The following is a 17,775-nucleotide window of genomic DNA, read 5'->3' on the forward strand; positions in this document are numbered from 1 at the left end:
ATCAGGAGTGGATAATAACGATGAGAGCCGTCACCATTCTGTTGGGTTTGCTGCTGGCCCTGCCGGCCTTCGCCGAAGTGCACAGCGGCCATGCCATCACCATGTACGACGCTCCCAAGTATGGCCCTTCCTTCCGTCAGTTCGACTACGTCAATGCCGACGCCCCCAAAGGCGGTCAGATCAAGCTCCATGTGATCGGCGGCTTCGACAGCTTCATGCCCTACCTGCCCAAGGGCAGCGCCGCCGCCGGCGTCGGCGGTCTCGGCCCCAGCTTTATTTACGACAGCCTGACCGTGCGCAGCCTGGACGAACCGTTCACCGAATACGGCCTGCTCGCCGAACGCATGGAATGGCCGGACGATCGCAGCTGGATCACTTTTACCCTGCGTGATGAAGCCCGCTTCGCCGACGGCCACCCGGTCACCGCCGAGGACGTGGTATGGAGCTTCAATCAGTTGACCGAACATGGCCAGCCGCTTTACGCCTACTACTACGCCGATGTGGAAAAAGTGGAGGCGCTCTCCAAGCGTAAGGTGAAGTTCACCTTCAAACCCGGAGACAACCGGGAACTGGTGATGATCGTCGGCCAGCTTCCGGTATTGCCCAAGCACTTTTGGAAAGACAAGGACTTCACTCAGGCCGATCTCACCGTACCGATGGGTTCCGGCCCTTATCGCATCGCCAGTTTCAAGCCCGGCAAGCAGGTGGTGTACCAGCGCCGCGATGACTACTGGGCCTGGGACCTGCCCGTTATCCAGGGCCAGTACAACTTCGGCCGGGTGATCTTTGAGTATTATCTGGATCAGACCGTGGCCCTGGAGGCCTTCAAGAAAGGCGATTACGACTTCCGCTTCGAGATGAACTCCAAACTCTGGGCCACCGCCTACACCGGACGGGATTTCAACAGCGGCAAGCTGGTCAAGGAAGAAATCCATCACCAGAACCCTTCGGGCATGCAGGGCTTTATCTTCAATACACGCCGTGCGCTGTTCCAGGACCCGGCGTTACGCGAGGCCATGGCCTATGCGCTGGACTTCGAATGGTCCAACAAACAACTGTTCTATAACCAGTACAAGCGCACTCGAAGCTATTTCCAGAACTCGGAAATGGCCGCCACCGGCCTGCCCTCGAAAGCGGAGCTGAAACTGCTGGAACCGTTGCGCGATCAACTGCCGGAGCGGGTCTTTACCGAGGAGTATCAGCCGCCGGTCTCCGACGGCACCGGCCGTCCGCGGGAGAATCTGCGCACCGCCCAGACCCTGCTCAAGAAGGCCGGCTACGAGGTGCGTAACGGTCAGTTGTTCAATCCCGAAGGGAAGCCGGTGAAATTCGAGTTTCTGCTTTACAGTCCGGCGTTCGAACGTGTGGTCCTGCCGTTCTCCCGCAACCTCAAGGCTCTGGGTATCAGCGCCGATGTGATCCGCGTGGATGAATCCCAGTACCTGCAGCGGGTGCGAAATTTCAATTTCGACATGATCGTCGGCGGCTGGGGCCAGTCCTCCTCCCCGGGTAACGAACAGCGGGACTTCTGGTCCAGCGAGGCGGCGGACCGGCCCAGCAGCCGCAATTACGCCGGCATCAAGGACCCGGCCATCGACAGCCTGGTAAAAACCCTGATTGCCGCCAAGGACCGCGACGCTCTGGTGACCAGTAGCCGGGCGCTGGATCGCGCCCTGCAGTGGGGATTCTATGTCATCCCCAATTGGGGGATGGATTACCACCGCTTCGCCTACCGCTCCCGGCTGGCCCATCCTGATTTGCCGCCGTACCTTGGCGTCGACGGGGCCCTGGATCTTTGGTGGGATACCACGGCGGAATAAATGCCACGCTATATTCTCAAACGACTACTGCTGATCGTCCCCACCCTGTTCGGCATTCTGTTGCTGAACTTCCTGGTGGTGCAGGCAGCCCCCGGCGGCCCGGTGGAGCGCGTGCTCGCCGAGCTCCAGGGTCAGGGCGGTGGCGCGGGCCCCGGCGGCGGCTTCGCCGGCACCACGGCCGATACCATCGGCGGTGGCGGGCATTCCGGTTATCGTGGCTCCACCGGGCTGTCACCGGAACTGGTGGCCCGTATCGAGCAGTTCTACGGCTTCGACAAACCGGCCCTGGAACGCTTCTGGATCATGCTGCGCAATTACCTGAGGTTCGACTTCGGCGAGTCCTATTATCGTGATCGTCCGGTGTCGGATCTGATCATCGAACGTATTCCCGTATCGGTATCACTGGGGCTGTGGAGCACGCTCATCGCCTATCTGGTGTCGATTCCGCTGGGCATTCGCAAAGCGGTGAAGGATGGCTCCCGGTTCGATGTCTGGAGCAGCACCGCCATCGCCATCGGTTACGCCATTCCCAGTTTTCTGTTCGCCATTCTGCTGGTGGTGCTGTTCGCCGGCGGTTCCTATTTTGAGTGGTTCCCGCTGCGCGGCCTGACTTCGGACAATTTCGAACAGTTGTCCTGGTTCGGCAAGATCATCGACTATCTGCATCACATCGCCCTGCCCACCCTCGCCATCGTCATCGGCAATTTCGCCACCCTCACCATGCTGACCAAGAACTCGTTCCTCGACGAGATCGGCAAGCAGTATGTGCAAACCGCCCGGGCCAAGGGACTGACGGAAAAGCAGGTGCTCTACCGCCATGTTTTCCGCAACGCCATGCTGATCATCATCGCCGGCTTTCCCGCCGCGTTCGTCAGTGTGTTCTTCACCGGCGTGTTGTTGATCGAGTATATCTTCTCCCTGGACGGTCTCGGGCTGCTTGGCTTCGAATCGGTGATCAACCGGGACTATCCGGTGGTGTTCGGCACCCTGTTCATCTTCACCCTGCTGGGCATGCTGCTGAAACTGGTCTCCGACCTGACCTACATGTGGGTGGACCCGCGTATCGATTTCGAGCGGAGGGCCCACTGATGATGGCAACGGCAAGCGCGCCTCTTTGGCGGCGGCAATGGCGGGCGTTCCGAGGCAACCGCCGCGGCTTCTGGTCCCTGTTGGTGTTCCTGGTGCTGTTTGTGCTCAGTCTCGGCGCGGAATGGATCGCCAACGACAAGCCGTTGTTGATTCGTTATGACGGCGCTTTCTATACCCCGGTGCTGCACACCTATCCGGAAACCACCTTTGGCGGCTTCTTCGAGACCGAAGCCAATTACCGGGATCCGGTGGTGCGGGAGTTGATCGAGGAAAAGGGCTGGATGCTGTGGCCGGCGATCCGCTACCACTACACCACCATCAATTACGAACTCACCGTGCCGGCACCGGCACCGCCTTCGGCGGAGAACTGGCTCGGCACCGACGATCAGGGTCGGGACGTGCTGGCGCGCCTGATCTACGGTTTCCGCACCTCGGTGCTGTTCGGTTTGATGCTGACTCTGAGCGCCAGCGCCATTGGCATCATGGTCGGCGCCATCCAGGGCTATTACGGTGGCTGGACCGATCTGGCCGGGCAGCGCTTCATCGAAATCTGGTCGAGCATGCCGATTCTCTATCTGATCATCATCCTCTCCAGTTTCGTGATTCCCAGTTTCTGGAGCCTGCTGGTGATCATGTTGCTGTTCTCGTGGATGACATTGGTGGATCTGGTGCGCGCCGAGTTCCTGCGTTGCCGCAACATGGAATACGTGCGCGCCGCGCAGGCCATCGGTGTGCGCACCCCGGTAATCATGTTTCGACACATGCTGCCCAACGCCATGGTCGCCACCCTGACCTATCTGCCGTTCGTGCTCAACGCCGCGGTGATCACCCTCACCTCCCTGGATTTCATCGGCTTCGGCCTGCCGCCGGGTTCGCCGTCACTGGGTGAGTTGCTGGGCCAGGGCAAAGCCAACCTGCAGGCCCCGTGGCTGGGACTCAGCGCCTTCGTCACCCTGGCGTTGATGCTGTCTCTGCTGGTGTTCATCGGCGAAGCCGTGCGCGATGCCTTCGACCCGAGGAAATTCCTGTCATGAGTCTGCTGGAACTGGAGCAACTCACGGTCCGTTTTGGTGACGCCGCGCCGGTGGTGGATCAGGTCAGCCTTAAACTGGAACGGGGCCGCATGCTGGCGCTGGTGGGTGAATCCGGTTCCGGCAAATCACTGACCGCCATGTCGATCCTCGACCTGCTGCCCGCCAGCGCTACCCGCGAGGCCACGGCCCTGCGCCTGGATGACGAGAATCTACTGGCCTGGTCGGCGATGGAACGGCGGCGGCTGCGCGGCGGCCGTATCGGGACGATATTCCAGGAACCGCTGACCGCGCTGAATCCCTTGCACACGGTGGAAAAACAGATCGGTGAAACGCTGCGCATTCACCAGGGGCTCAGCGGTGCCGCCGCGCGCCAGCGCAGTCTGTCGCTGCTGAGCCAGGTGGAGCTGCCCGCCAGCGAAGCCATGCTGTCGCGCTATCCCCACCAGCTCAGCGGCGGGCAGCGTCAACGTGTGATGATCGCCATGGCGCTGGCCAATGATCCGGAGTTACTGATCGCCGACGAGCCCACCACCGCCCTGGACGTGACCGTCCAGGAAACCATCATGGACTTGCTCAAACGCCTGCAGCACGAGCGCAATCTGGGCATTCTGCTGATCAGCCATGATCTCGGACTGGTGGGCCGGTTCGCCGAGGACGTGGCGGTGATGCACCACGGCAAGGTGGTGGAAAGCGGCCCGTCGGAGCAGGTGTTGAGCCAGCCACAAGCGCAGTACACCCGTCATCTGATCGACGCCGAGCCAAGCGGTACCGCGGTACCGGTGGCGGATGACGCCCCAACCTTGCTCCGGGCGGGTGATCTTGAGGTGAGCTTCAAAGGCAGCCGCCGTGGCTGGTTCGGCCCACGGGAGGAAACCCGGGCGGTGGACCGCATTTCTTTTCAACTGCGTCGCGGCGAAACCCTGGGCGTGGTGGGCGAATCCGGCTCCGGCAAATCGACCCTGGCGCTGGCCCTGCTGCGGCTGGTCGCCTGTCAGGGGCGCGTCATGTTGCTGGATCAGGATCTCACCCGCCTGCGTGGCGGCGCCCTGCGTCCGTGGCGACGTCATATGCAGGTGGTGTTCCAGGACCCGTTCGGCAGTCTGAATCCACGTCTGACGGTACTGCGAGCCGTGGAGGAAGGACTTCGCGTGCACCAACCGGATCTGAGCCGCGACCAGCGCCGGGACCGGGTCCGGCAGTTGCTACGGGAAGTGGGGCTGGACCCCGATGCCCTGGAGCGCTACCCCCATGAGTTCTCCGGTGGTCAGCGCCAGCGCATCGCCATTGCCCGGGCCCTGATCATGAAACCGGATCTGCTGATCCTGGACGAGCCCACTTCCGCCCTGGACCGCAGCGTGCAGGCCCAGGTGCTGGATCTGCTGCGCGATCTGCAACGTCGGCACGGGCTCAGCTATCTTTTCATCAGCCATGACCTCAAGGTGGTGCGCGCCCTCAGCCACCGGTTGCTGGTGATGCGCCAGGGTCAGGTGGTCGAGCATGGCGACACCGAGGCCATCTTCCAGCGGCCTGCTCACGACTACACGCGCACCCTGATCGACGCCGCTTTCAGCACCGAGAAGAAACACGCCGTTGCACATTGAAAGGCCCCCGCCGTTTATCCACGGCCGGTTTTCTCTATACTTGGGCCAACGGCGCTTTATATCGTATTTTTTAACACCAATATTCGAGGACAGACCATGGGTTTTCTCGCGGGCAAACGCTTCCTTATCGTCGGCATCGCCAGTGATCGTTCCATCGCCACCGGTATCGCCGAAGCCATGCACCGGGAAGGCGCCGAACTGGCCTTCACCTATCAGAACGACAAACTGAAAAAGCGGGTACTGAAAGCCGCCGAAGCCTACGGCAGCAACGAAAGCCTGTGCTTCCCCTGCGACGTGACCTCTGATGAGGAAATCACCCAGGTGTTCGCCGATCTGGGACAACAGTGGGACGGCCTGGACGGCGTGGTGCATGCGGTGGGCTTCGCTCCCGCCAACGAACTGGATGGTAACTTCGCCGAGGTCGCCACCCGGGAAGGCTTCCGCATCGCCCACGATATCTCCGCCTACAGCTTCGTGGCGCTGGCCCAAGCTGCGCGGCCGTTGATGCAAGGCCGCAACGGCGCCCTGTTGACGCTGTCCTATCACGCTTCCCGCCAAACCGTGCCGAACTACAACGTCATGGGCCTGGCCAAGGCCAGCCTGGAAGCCTCGGTGCGCTATCTGGCTTCCAGCCTGGGCCCGGAAGGTATTCGCGTGAACGGCGTTTCCGCCGGTCCGATCCGCACCCTGGCCGCCTCCGGCATCAAGAAATTCCGCACCATGCTGGAGTACAACGCCGCCAAGGCACCGCTGCGCCGTAACGTCACCATCGAGGAAGTGGGTAATACCGCCGCCTTCCTGTGTTCCGATCTGGCTTCCGGCATCACCGGCGAAATCACCTACGTGGACGCTGGCGCCGCCACCGTTTCCATGCCGTTCGAGGAACCGGGCGAGGACTGATCCTCGCCCTCCACCATCACCAAGCTGACATATTCGACTGTCAGGCTGGCGGCTCCGAACCGATCAACAAAGGAGCCTGATGGTGAGCCTGAAAACGTCTCTGGCCCTGTTGCCGCTGGTATCCGCACTGGCCCTGGCGGGCTGCGGTGGCGACAGCAGCGATAACGATAACAGCGGCGGTGGGGAGCCGCTGTCTCTGACCCTCCTTCATATCAACGATCATCACTCCAATCTGGAGGCGTCGAGCCTGACGCTGGATATCGCCGGCGCGGCAACCACCTTTGAGTCGGGCGGTTTTCCCCGCGTGGTGGCCAAGATCGCCGAACGTGAAGCGGCGCTGAACAATGTCCTCAAGCTGCATGCGGGGGACGCCATCACCGGCACCCTGTACTTCTCCAGCTTCGAGGGTCAGGCCGATGCCGAACTGATGAACCAGGTGTGTTTCGACGCCTTCGCGCTGGGTAATCACGAATTCGACCGCGGTGACGCTGGCCTCAAGAAGTTTCTCGACTATCTGGCCGAAGGCAGCTGTGGCACCCCGGTTCTGGCCGCCAATGTCAAACCTCAGGTCGGTACGCCGCTGGCGCCCAATGCCGAAGACGACTACATCAAGCCCTACGTGATCCACGAAGTGAACGGGCAACAGGTCGGTATCATCGGCATCGATATCGCCGGCAAGACCCAGAACAGCTCCAGCCCGCTGGATACCACGGCGTTCCTGGACGAGCAGGAAACCGCCCAGGCCATGATCGACGAGCTGGCCGGTCAGGGCGTCAATAAAATTGTCCTGCTGACCCACTACCAGTATCAGAATGATCTGGAAATGGCCGCCAATCTGTCCGGCGTCGATGTGGTCATCGGTGGTGACTCACACACTCTGCTGGGCGATTTCGCCGATTACGGCCTGGCCGCCTCCGGTGATTACCCCACCATTGTGACCAACGCCGATGGCGATCAGGCCTGTGTCGCCCAGGCCTGGCAGTACTCCCAGGTGGTGGGAGAGCTGAACGTGGAATGGGATGCCGACGGCAACGTCACCGCCTGCGCGGGCGTGCCGCACCTGCTGCTGGGAGAGTCGATCACCCGCAAAACCGCCGATGACGAATCCTATGAGCCCGAGGGCGCGGAACGGCAACAGATCCTGGCCGCCGTTGATGCCGACGCTCAGCTCAGCCAGACCAGCCCCGACCTCAATGCCCAGACGCTGCTCGCCGGTTTTACCGAACAACTGGACGAGTTCCAGAATATCGAGATCGGCACCGCCACCGAAGACCTGTGTCTGGCCCGGATCCCCGGTCGGGACTATGGCGATCCCTGCCCCAGTGAGGATCCCGATCGTGGCGGCGATATTCCCAATGTGGTGGCCAACGCCTTCCTGTTCATGAGCAAGGAGGCCGATGTCTCCATCCAGAATGCCGGCGGCGTGCGCATCGACATCCCGGCAGGCGCCATCACCATCGGTGATGCCTACACCTTGCTGCCGTTCGGCAATACCCTCACCAACCTGGAGATGACCGGCGCGGAAATCCGCCAGGTGCTCAACGAGGCGGTGGATTATGCTCACAGCGACTCTTCCGGAGCCTATCCCTATGCCTCCGGACTGCGCTGGTACGTGGACATGAACCGGGCGGAGGGCGAACGTCTCTACGACGTGGAATACCGTGTGCGCAACGATGGCGAATGGCAGCCACTGGAAGACGGTACCGCGTTGACCGTGGTGAGCAACAGCTTCACCGCCAGCGGCCAGGATGGCTACGTCACTTTCGGTACGGTCAGCGACGACGGGCGCGCCGAGGACACCTTCCTCGATTACGCGCAGTCCTTTGTCGACTACATGATGGAAGTCGGCACGGTCGGCAAGCCTGCCCTGGAAGCTTACTCCACCCGCCACTACACCCCGGCGGCGGATTAAGCTTCAACGACGACCCGCAGGATGACCGCCATGGACGGGCGGCCATAAATAAATCGTCGGGAACGATTTTTAACGTCGCTTTGGCGACGGCCCGGAGGGTGACCGCCATGGATGGCGGTCATAAAAAAGCCCGCTCTGATTCAAGAGCGGGCTTTTTATTATCGCCGTGATCGTGTCGGCTTATTCCGGTTTGGCGCGCAGCTCGTCGGCATGGATGGTAACGTCGCGGGTATCACGCAGGAACGCCATGACCTGCTCGAAGTCGCGCTCGCCTTCCATCTCACCCAGTTGCAGCAAAGCCTGCTTCTGTTGGCTCTCCGGCAGCGACTCCTGACCACCATCAGTAACACCGGTAACCTGGAAGGCCACCCAGCCACCGTTGGGCAGATCCGCCACCTGAATTTCAGAAGCGCCCTGCTCCTGCGTCCATGGCAACGTGAAGGCTTGCTGTACCACCATCGGCGCCGGTTGCCGGGCGCCGCGATGTACCGCACTTTGTTCTTCGACCTGAACATTCGCCAGCGCCGCGATCTCATCCATCGCCTTGCCTTCCTTCGCCAGTGCGCGAGCCTGCTCAGCCAGAGAAAGTGCTTTTTCCCGTGCTTGTTGCCCTTTAACAGTGTCGCGAATCCGGTCCGCAACCTGCTCGAGCGGCATCGGCTCCGGCTCCTGGCGATCCTCCAGGTGCACCGCCAGATAACGTCCGCCATCCAGCTCCAGCACGTCGCTGTTATGGCCCTGTTCCTTCACCGCGGGAGCATTCAAGGCGTCACGCACCTTCGGTGAATTCAACGCCGCCGGCAGGTCGTTGAGCGCCACCCAATCGGTGGTCTCGACTTTCAGACCCAGTTGCTCCGCCGGGGTTTGCAGATCACCATGCTCGAACACCAGCTCTTCCATCTGCGCCAGCGCGTCCATCATCATGGACTGAGCGCGGGCGGATTTGAGATCGGCGACAAGACTCTCGCGCATTTCGTCCAGCGGCGGGAAGGTTTGCTTGTCCTCTCGCAGCACGGTCAGCAAATGCACGCCGGATTCAGACACCACGGGCTCGGAAACGTCTCCCACGGACAAGGTCTTCAGCGCCTCATCCAGTGCTTCCGGCAGCGAGCCGGGAGCCAGCATGCCCAGATTACCGCCGTTATCGGCGCTGCCCGGATCGTCAGAATAGGTCTTCGCGGCATCGGCGAAAGACTCACCGCCTTCAATGGCCTGGCGCACTTCACCGGCGCGTTCAAGCGCTTCATCGGCACTGCGGTCGTCCGTGCCGATGAGAATGTGGGCCACTTCCTTGGAACCGTTGGCGCGGCTCTCCGCCATGCTGCGGCGGGCTTCGTACTCGGCGCGGATGTCATCATCGCTGACTTCAACCTGTCCGGCGTACTGCTCCGGGCTCAGCACCAGATAGCTGATGCGATACCGCTCGGGGCGCATGAATTGGTCCTGATGATCCTGGTAATACTGCGCCACCTGCTCGTCGGTGGCGTTGAACTGGCTTTCCAGATCCGTCAGGGACAACTGCACGTAACGCAGATCACGGGTCTGCTCGCCAAGGCGTCGCTGTTCGGCAAGCTCACCGGGTAACGCGAAGTCGGTGCCGGTGAAGGCGAACCGATACTGTTGGGTCAGCCGGTCCTGACGATAGCCATCGAGATAGCCACGTGGGGTCATGCCCTGGCTGCGCAGCAAACGTTCGAACTGTTCGTCGGAAAATTTTCCGTTCTCGAAGAACGCCTGATTGGAACGGATCTCCGCCGCGGCCTGCACTTCGCTGAACGCCATATCGGCGTCGTTGGCGGCGGACAAAGTCAGCTGCTCGCTGATGATGCCCTCCAGCACCATTTCCGGACGCACATAGGCATCAAGCATGGCCTCGCTGGCACCCGGGCTTTGCTGACGCAGCATCTGCCGTAACCGCTCGGTTCTCGCGGCCACGTAGTTGCGATAAATCTTGTTGCCGTCCACCTCGGCCACCGAGACCGAGTCACCCCCACCGGTGAAATACCCATAAAACCCGGAAATGATAAAAGGGAGAATAATGGCGGCGAGCAGAACCTTGCCCACGGGCCCGCGGACAAATCGCCTGAACTCCTGCATGCTTCACTCCAAAGAGATACCGATCAATCGATTCGTTTTTATTTGGAACACCAAGGCGCCAGACGGTTCCCGGTTCCAGAGAGTCTGTTCATGATTTTTAGCTCAGCATGCGGAAATCAAAACGCGAGATAAAAATCATGAACAGGTTCTCAAAGCAAAAAAGCGCATCCGCTCTCCGGATACGCTTCCTGGAACTGGCGGAGCGGACGGGACTCGAACCCGCGACCCCCGGCGTGACAGGCCGGTATTCTAACCAGCTGAACTACCGCTCCCGAAACCAGTTTAGTTCACCGCGTCTTTCAGTGCCTTGCCGGCTTTGAAGCCCGGCACGGTGGCTGCGGCGATCTTGATGGTTTCACCGGTCTGCGGATTGCGGCCTTCACGAGCGGCACGCTGCTTCACGGAGAAAGTACCGAAGCCAACCAGAGAAACGCTATCGCCTTTCTTCAGTGCACCGGTGATCGCTTCCAGCGTCGCATCCAGAGCACGACCCGCGTCGGCTTTGGAAATGTCAGCAGCCGCTGCGATCGCATCAATCAGTTCTGATTTATTCACAAAATTCCCCTTTTGCTGTTTCCCGGTTTCGTGGTCGAGGCGTAACGCACTCTCCTTACGACGAAGCCGCCTTTATACCAATGGCTTTAGGCAGGCGTCAAGAAAGGAAAGGCGCTATACCGACAACTCACGTGATTGTAAAAAAGTCTGCCAAATCAAACTGTTAAACGCGGAAAAAAAGGCGGCTCAATGGGTGCTTGGCCGCTCTGATTCTCGCTGCGCTTTTTCATCGGCCAGGGCCAGATCCTCTTCCACTTCCGCTTCGCTCAAAGGCGTCGGCGTTTGCGTTAAAGCTACTTCCAGCACCTGATCGATCCATTTTACCGGACGAATATCCAATGACGCTTTGATATTTTCCGGCACTTCCTTCAGGTCGCGCTCATTTTCCTGAGGAATCAAGACGGTTTTTATGCCGCCGCGGTGCGCGGCCAGCAGTTTTTCTTTCAGTCCACCGATGGCCAGAACCTGACCGCGCAGTGTGATCTCCCCGGTCATCGCCACATCGGCGCGAACCGGAATACCACACAATACCGAAACCAAGGCCGTGCACATAGCGGTCCCGGCACTGGGGCCATCCTTCGGGGTCGCCCCTTCCGGCACGTGAATGTGCAGGTCATTACGCTCCAATTGCCGCCGGCGAATCCCCAGCATCCGGGAACGGCTCTTCACCACCGTCCAGGCCGCCTGGATCGACTCCTGCATCACATCCCCCAGGGAGCCGGTGGTGGTGACACGGCCCTTACCCGGTGTGGACACGCTCTCAATGGTCAGCAGCTCACCACCGACGGACGTCCAGGCCAGGCCGGTAACCTGGCCGATCTGGTCCTGTTCCTCGGCCAGGCCGTAGGTGAACTTGCGCACCCCCAGATAGTGATCAAGATTGTCCTCGGACAACGTCACCGTCTTGGTGGAACGGCTCAGCGAATGCTCCTTAACCACCTTGCGGCAGATCTTGCTGATCTCCCGCTCCAACCCACGCACCCCGGCCTCACGGGTATAGTGGCGAACGATATGACGCAGACTGTCGTCGCTGAGCGCCACTTCGTTCTTCTTCAGACCGTTGGCTTTGATCTGTTTCGGAATCAGGTATTGAGATGCGATATTGACTTTCTCTTCCTCGGTATAACCGGGAAGACGAATCACTTCCATACGATCCAGCAACGGCGCGGGAATGTTCATCGAATTGGAAGTGCAGATGAACAACGTCTCGGAGAGATCGTAATCCACTTCCAGATAATGATCGTTGAACGTGTTGTTCTGTTCCGGATCCAGCACTTCCAGCAGCGCGGAAGCGGGATCACCACGCATATCCATGCCCATCTTATCGACTTCGTCGAGCAGGAACAGCGGATTACGCACGCCCACCTTGGAGAGCTTCTGGATCACCTTGCCCGGCAATGAGCCAATATAAGTACGGCGGTGGCCACGGATTTCCGCTTCATCACGGACACCGCCCAGCGCCATTCGCACGAACTTGCGGTTGGTGGCTCTGGCCACGGACTGGCCCAGGGAGGTTTTACCCACCCCCGGTGGTCCCACCAGACAAAGCACCGGCCCTTTGACCTTGCCAACCCGGCTTTGCACGGCGAGGAACTCCAGAATCCGTTCCTTCACTTCTTCCAGACCATAATGATCCTGGTCCAGCACTTCACGGGCATGGGCCAGATCGTGGCGCACCCGGCTGCGCTTTTTCCACGGCACCGAGGTCATCCAGTCCAGGTAGCTGCGCACTACCGTGGCTTCGGCGGACATTGGCGACATCATGCGCAACTTGCTCAATTCGGCCTTGGATTTCTCCAGGGCATCCTTGCTCATGCCGGCGCTGTCGATGCGTTTTTCCAGATCCTCGAGCTCGTTGCCGCTGTCGTCCAGATCACCGAGTTCTTTCTGAATCGCTTTCATCTGCTCATTCAGATAGTACTCGCGCTGGCTCTTCTCCATCTGCTTCTTGACTCGGCCACGGATGCGCTTTTCCATCTTCAGCACATCCATGTCGGATTCCATCAGCGCCACCAGGTGCTCCACCCGCTCGCGCACATCGGCCATTTCCAGCACGTCCTGTTTTTCTTCCAGCTTCAGCTGAAGATGGGCGGAAATGGTATCCGCCAGACGGCTGATGTCCTCGATCGACTGCACCGAGCTCATCACTTCCGGTGCCACTTTCTTGGACAGTTTGACGTATTCCTCGAACTGCGCCAGCAGCGAACGGGCCAGGGCTTCCTGCTCGCTCAGCGACGGCAACTGGTCATCCAGTTCCCGTACATCCGCCACCCCGCCCTGCTCGTCGAAGCGGGCGCGGGTGACATGACCGCGCACGCCGCCTTCCACCAACACCTTCACGGTGCCGTCGGGCAGTCGCAACATTTGCAAGATGGTGGAAACGGTGCCCACCCGGTAGATATCGTCCTCGCCGGGGTCATCGTCCGAGGCATTGCGCTGGGCGACCAGCATGATCTGCTTGTCGTCGCTCATGGCCGCTTCCAGAGCGGCGATGGATTTCTCCCGCCCGACGAACAGCGGGATCACCATATGGGGATACACCACCACGTCTCTGAGCGGAAGCAAAGGAATGTCTTTCAGCACTTAGGGCCTCTATCGGTTCACGGGGCGCCCGATCAATCGGGCGCCACTCGGGACGTTTGCTCGCTGTTTTCGTAGATCAGCAACGGCTCCGATTCACCTTGGATGGTGGCGCTGTCGATCACCACTTTGACCACGCCCTCCATGGAAGGCACCTGGTACATGGTATCCAACAAAACGCTTTCCAGGATGGAACGCAGACCACGGGCGCCGGACTTTCGTTCCATCGCCTTGCGAGCCACGGAACGCAAAGCGTCCTCGCGGAAGTCCAGTTCCACCCCTTCCATCTCGAACAGGCGCATGTACTGTTTGGTCAGGGCATTGCGCGGCTCGGTGAGAATCTGCACCAGGGCGTCCTCGGACAACTCTTCCAGGGTCGCCACCACCGGCAGACGGCCGATGAATTCCGGAATCAGGCCGTATTTGACCAGATCCTCCGGCTCCACGCCGACCAGGGTCTCGCCCACATTGCGGTCCCCTTCCTTGCTCTTCACCTCGGCGGAAAACCCAATGCCGCCCTTCTCGGAACGGTCCCGAATGACCTTGTCCAGGCCGGCGAAAGCGCCGCCACAGATGAACAGGATATTGGAGGTGTCCACCTGCAGGAATTCCTGCTGCGGATGCTTGCGCCCGCCCTGGGGCGGCACCGAGGCCACCGTGCCCTCGATCAGCTTCAACAGGGCCTGCTGCACCCCTTCCCCGCTCACGTCACGGGTGATGGAGGGGTTGTCGGATTTACGCGAGATCTTGTCGATCTCGTCAATGTAGACGATGCCCTTCTGGGCCTTCTCCACATCGTAATCACATTTTTGCAACAGCTTCTGGATAATGTTCTCCACATCCTCACCGACATAACCCGCTTCGGTCAGCGTGGTGGCGTCGGCGATGGTGAAGGGAACATTGAGCAGGCGCGCGAGGGTTTCGGCCAGCAATGTCTTACCGCTGCCGGTAGGACCGATAAGCAAGATGTTGCTTTTACCCAGTTCCACGTCGTCACGACCGCGCAGGGTGCTGTTGAGCCGCTTGTAGTGGTTGTATACAGCCACGGAAAGCACTTTCTTCGCCCGTTCCTGACCGATCACGTACTCGTCGAGCGTGTTTTTGATCTCGTCCGGCTTGGGCAGGCTTTCCTGACCACTGTTGTCGCCGTCTTCCTGGACTTCCTCGCGGATGATGTCATTGCACAGATCCACGCACTCATCACAGATGAAGACCGACGGGCCCGCGATCAGCTTGCGGACTTCGTGCTGGCTCTTGCCACAGAACGAGCAGTACAGCAGCTTGCCGTCGTCGCTCTTTCCGGTGTTATCGGTCATCGAATCGCCTCTGAACCTGATTTAACTTTGAAGATGCAGGGAGAACCCGCTTTTTTCAAGCCCGGAAGCTCCGGGGAGGTGCCCCGGAGCGCTCCAGACCCTCAGCGCCGATGGACCACCTGGTCAATCAGACCGTATTCCCTCGCCTGCTCCGCGGACATGAAATTGTCGCGGTCGGTGTCACGCTCCAGCACTTCCAGAGGCTGGCCAGTGTGTTTGGCCAGCAGCTCATTGAGCTGGGCCTTGATCTTGAGAATCTCCTTGGCGTGGATCTCAATATCGGAAGCCTGACCCTGGAAGCCGCCCAGCGGCTGGTGAATCATCACCCGGGAGTGCGGCAACGCCAGGCGTTTGCCTTCGGCGCCAGCCGCGAGCAGGAAAGCGCCCATGCTGGCCGCCTGCCCCACGCACATGGTGGAAACCTCCGGCTTGATGAATTGCATGGTGTCGTAAATGGACATCCCGGCGGTTACCGAACCGCCCGGGCTGTTGATATACAGATGAATATCCTTGTCCGGGTTCTCGGACTCAAGAAACAGCATCTGCGCCACGATCAGGTTGGCCATGTAGTCTTCCACCTGGCCAATCAGGAAGATCACCCGCTCCTTGAGCAGTCGGGAGTATATATCGAACTGCCGCTCGCCCCGGGAGGTTTGCTCCACCACGATTGGCACCAGCCCCGTGGCGGTGGGGTCGGCCATCAGCGTTTTCATCTCCGGGGTCAGGGAGGTAATCCGGCTCAGATCGATCATCTAGCGTTTCCTTTGTCTACGGGATCAGGGGCAACGTGCCCGGCATGATACCGCGGGTGTTGGGGCGGCACCCTCGAATCACAAGGGCCTGCCCGTTTTTTCCGATACTATGACGCCCTTCGGCAGGGCGTCCACAAAGGCGGTGCCAGAAGTGGGTTAACTGCGCAAAACTTGCTCAATACGGTTACTTTCACAGCAAAACGGGGCCAAAAGGCCCCGCTCTTCGTAGGTCTATTCGGCTCAGGCCGTCTCGTCGGCCTGCTCCGGCTGGCGGGGTTTCACCGCCTCCTGGTAGGACATGGTCTTCTCTTCGACCTTGGCCCCTTCCAGCACCAGATCCACCACCTGGTCCTCCAGCACCGCGCCCTCGATCTGCTGCAGCTGCTGCGGGTTGCTGTAGACCCAGTTGATCAGTTCCTGCGGCTGTTCGTACTGAGCGGCGATCTCTTCCACCCGGGCCTTGACGCGATCCGCATCCGGTTTCAGGTCGTTCTTCTCGAGGATAGTGCGCACCACCAGGCCCAGACGAACGGAACGCTCGGCCTGGTCACGGAACAGCTCTTCGGGAAGCATGGACGCATCGAACTGCTGACCACCACCGAACTGCTGCACCATTTGCTGACGCATACGGTCCACTTCCTGCTTGATCAGCGCCGCCGGCAGGTCGAACTCGTGCAGCTTGGCCAGCCCGTCCATGGTTTGTTCTTTCACCTTGCCGGAGACGGCGTTTTTCAGCTCGCGTTCCATATTGTTGCGAACCTCGGTCTTGAAGGTGTCAAGATCACCGTCTTCAACGCCAAAAGCCTTCATGAACTCGGCGTCCACTTCCGGCAGCGCCTTGGCTTCCACTTTGTTGACCTTGATCTGGAACACCACCGCCTGACCTTTCAATTCCTCGGAGTGGTACTCCTCCGGGAAGGTCACGTTGATGTCCTTCTCTTCACCGGCTTTCATGCCGACGATGCCATCCTCGAAGCCGGGGATCATGCTGCCGGAGCCCAGCTCCAGGTTCTGACCTTCGGCGCTGCCGCCTTCAAAGGCTTCGCCGTCTTTCAGGCCTTTATAGTCGATATTGACGCGATCACCCTGCTCAGCGGCACGGTCCACTTCAGCGAAGTCGGAGCGCTGGGTGCGCAGGGTTTCGATCATTTCATCAACGTCGGCGTCGGTGATTTCCGCTACCGGTTTCTCCACCTCGATGGTGGACAGATCGGCCAGTTCCACTTCCGGGAACACTTCGAAGGTGGCCACGAACTCCAGGTCCTGACCGCCTTCGTTACGGGTGGCTTCGAAACCCGGCAGACCGGCGGGTTGCAGGTTTTCCTTCTCAACCGCTTCCAGGAAGGACTCGCGCATCACATCGGCCAGCACTTCGTTACGCACGGCGGCGCCAAAACGACGCTTTACTTCACGCAACGGCACTTTGCCAGGGCGGAAACCGTCCAGACGGATGTTTTTCTGCGCTTCGCGCAGCTTGCTTTCCACCGCCTGATCCACTTTATCCGCGGGGACACCAACGGTCATGCGCCGTTCCAGACCTGAAGTCGTTTCTACAGAAACCTGCATAACATCCTCTATTTAAAAGACTTTTCAAATCCCGCGGTCCCCGGTGTACGGATGGACCCCGTATGAAGGGCGCAAATTATAATCAATGGCAGCCGCCCTGCCTACGCCCATCGGCGGCGCGGCGCCCTGCGGAATGTTCCGTTCAAACAAAAAAAGCCTCCGGGTTTTCACCCGAAGGCTCCATGTATGGGGTGACTGATGGGATTTGAACCCACGACCACCGGAGTCACAATCCGGGGCTCTACCAACTGAGCTACAGTCACCATTAATCGCTTGAGCCGCCAGCGATGGCACGCCTGGCAGGGCTCGAACCTGCAACCGACGGCTTAGAAGGCCGTTGCTCTATCCAATTGAGCTACAGGCGCTTAGCTACCTCTCAACCTTCGCTGAGTTGGTCGGGGTGGAGGGATTCGAACCCCCGACATCCTGCTCCCAAAGCAGGCGCGCTACCAGGCTGCGCTACACCCCGCCGAGCAGGTCGAGCGAGGCGGCATAATACTCGCCGCCTCCTGGAGCGTCAACGCCGCGAACCGGCTATCCGGCCCGTTCGCTG

At 60.2% G+C, this 17,775-nt stretch carries 12 protein-coding genes and 4 tRNA genes; 6 read left to right on the plus strand and 10 right to left on the minus strand.

What is annotated here, in order from left to right:
• The first annotated feature begins 20 nt into the window (after positions 1–20).
• From B5T_RS11695 to nadN, 6 genes are all read left to right on the plus strand, one after another.
• Positions 21–1,820, plus strand: a complete 1,800-nt coding sequence (locus B5T_RS11695) for an extracellular solute-binding protein (protein WP_041716996.1) — start codon at positions 21–23, stop codon at positions 1,818–1,820.
• Complete coding sequence (locus B5T_RS11700; protein WP_014994717.1) at positions 1,821–2,909, plus strand: microcin C ABC transporter permease YejB; 1,089 nt, start codon at positions 1,821–1,823, stop codon at positions 2,907–2,909. It abuts the gene before it with no gap.
• Entirely contained in the window at positions 2,909–3,943 is a 1,035-nt protein-coding gene (locus B5T_RS11705) for an ABC transporter permease (protein ID WP_014994718.1), read from the plus strand. The genes B5T_RS11700 and B5T_RS11705 overlap by 1 nt, the downstream gene beginning before the upstream one ends.
• Positions 3,940–5,544: an ABC transporter ATP-binding protein gene (locus B5T_RS11710; RefSeq protein WP_014994719.1), complete on the plus strand. Its 1,605-nt coding sequence runs from the start codon at positions 3,940–3,942 to the stop codon at positions 5,542–5,544. Before B5T_RS11705 ends, B5T_RS11710 begins: the two co-directional genes overlap by 4 nt.
• A 96-nt stretch (positions 5,545–5,640) precedes the next feature.
• Positions 5,641–6,444, plus strand: a complete 804-nt coding sequence (locus tag B5T_RS11715) for an enoyl-ACP reductase FabI (protein ID WP_014994720.1) — start codon at positions 5,641–5,643, stop codon at positions 6,442–6,444.
• A gap of 79 nt (positions 6,445–6,523) precedes the next feature.
• On the plus strand, positions 6,524–8,356 hold the full coding sequence (gene nadN, locus B5T_RS11720; protein ID WP_014994721.1) for an NAD nucleotidase: 1,833 nt from the start codon (positions 6,524–6,526) through the stop codon (positions 8,354–8,356).
• Between the two features lie 180 nt (positions 8,357–8,536).
• Here the strand turns inward: nadN and B5T_RS11725 are convergent, their stop codons facing one another.
• The 10 genes from B5T_RS11725 to B5T_RS11770 all read right to left on the minus strand — a co-directional run bounded on the left by B5T_RS11725 (position 8,537) and on the right by B5T_RS11770 (position 17,691).
• Entirely contained in the window at positions 8,537–10,453 is a 1,917-nt protein-coding gene (locus B5T_RS11725; protein ID WP_014994722.1) for a SurA N-terminal domain-containing protein, read from the minus strand.
• A 195-nt stretch (positions 10,454–10,648) separates the two neighbouring features.
• Positions 10,649–10,725 (minus strand) — tRNA-Asp (locus B5T_RS11730).
• 10 nt (positions 10,726–10,735) lie between these two features.
• Positions 10,736–11,008 carry an HU family DNA-binding protein gene (locus B5T_RS11735; protein WP_014994723.1) on the minus strand — a complete coding sequence of 91 codons (273 nt, stop codon included), beginning with the start codon at positions 11,006–11,008 and terminating at the stop codon, positions 10,736–10,738.
• A gap of 186 nt (positions 11,009–11,194) precedes the next feature.
• Complete coding sequence (lon, locus tag B5T_RS11740) at positions 11,195–13,591, minus strand: endopeptidase La (RefSeq protein WP_085942840.1); 2,397 nt, start codon at positions 13,589–13,591, stop codon at positions 11,195–11,197.
• 32 nt (positions 13,592–13,623) lie between these two features.
• A complete protein-coding gene (clpX, locus tag B5T_RS11745) occupies positions 13,624–14,904 on the minus strand; it encodes an ATP-dependent Clp protease ATP-binding subunit ClpX (RefSeq protein ID WP_014994725.1) in 1,281 nt (426 codons plus the stop codon).
• A 101-nt stretch (positions 14,905–15,005) separates the two neighbouring features.
• The gene (gene clpP, locus B5T_RS11750) at positions 15,006–15,656 is read right to left on the minus strand and encodes an ATP-dependent Clp endopeptidase proteolytic subunit ClpP (protein WP_014994726.1); all 651 of its coding nucleotides are present in this window, start codon (positions 15,654–15,656) and stop codon (positions 15,006–15,008) included.
• A 240-nt stretch (positions 15,657–15,896) separates the two neighbouring features.
• A complete protein-coding gene (gene tig, locus B5T_RS11755) occupies positions 15,897–17,222 on the minus strand; it encodes a trigger factor (RefSeq protein WP_014994727.1) in 1,326 nt (441 codons plus the stop codon).
• A 187-nt stretch (positions 17,223–17,409) separates the two neighbouring features.
• A tRNA-His gene (locus tag B5T_RS11760) sits at positions 17,410–17,485 on the minus strand.
• 25 nt (positions 17,486–17,510) lie between these two features.
• Positions 17,511–17,587 (minus strand) — tRNA-Arg (locus B5T_RS11765).
• Between the two features lie 27 nt (positions 17,588–17,614).
• Positions 17,615–17,691 (minus strand) — tRNA-Pro (locus B5T_RS11770).
• Between the last annotated feature and the right edge of the window lie 84 nt (positions 17,692–17,775).

It is taken from the genome of Alloalcanivorax dieselolei B5, from assembly GCF_000300005.1.
Lineage (GTDB): Bacteria > Pseudomonadota > Gammaproteobacteria > Pseudomonadales > Alcanivoracaceae > Alloalcanivorax > Alloalcanivorax dieselolei.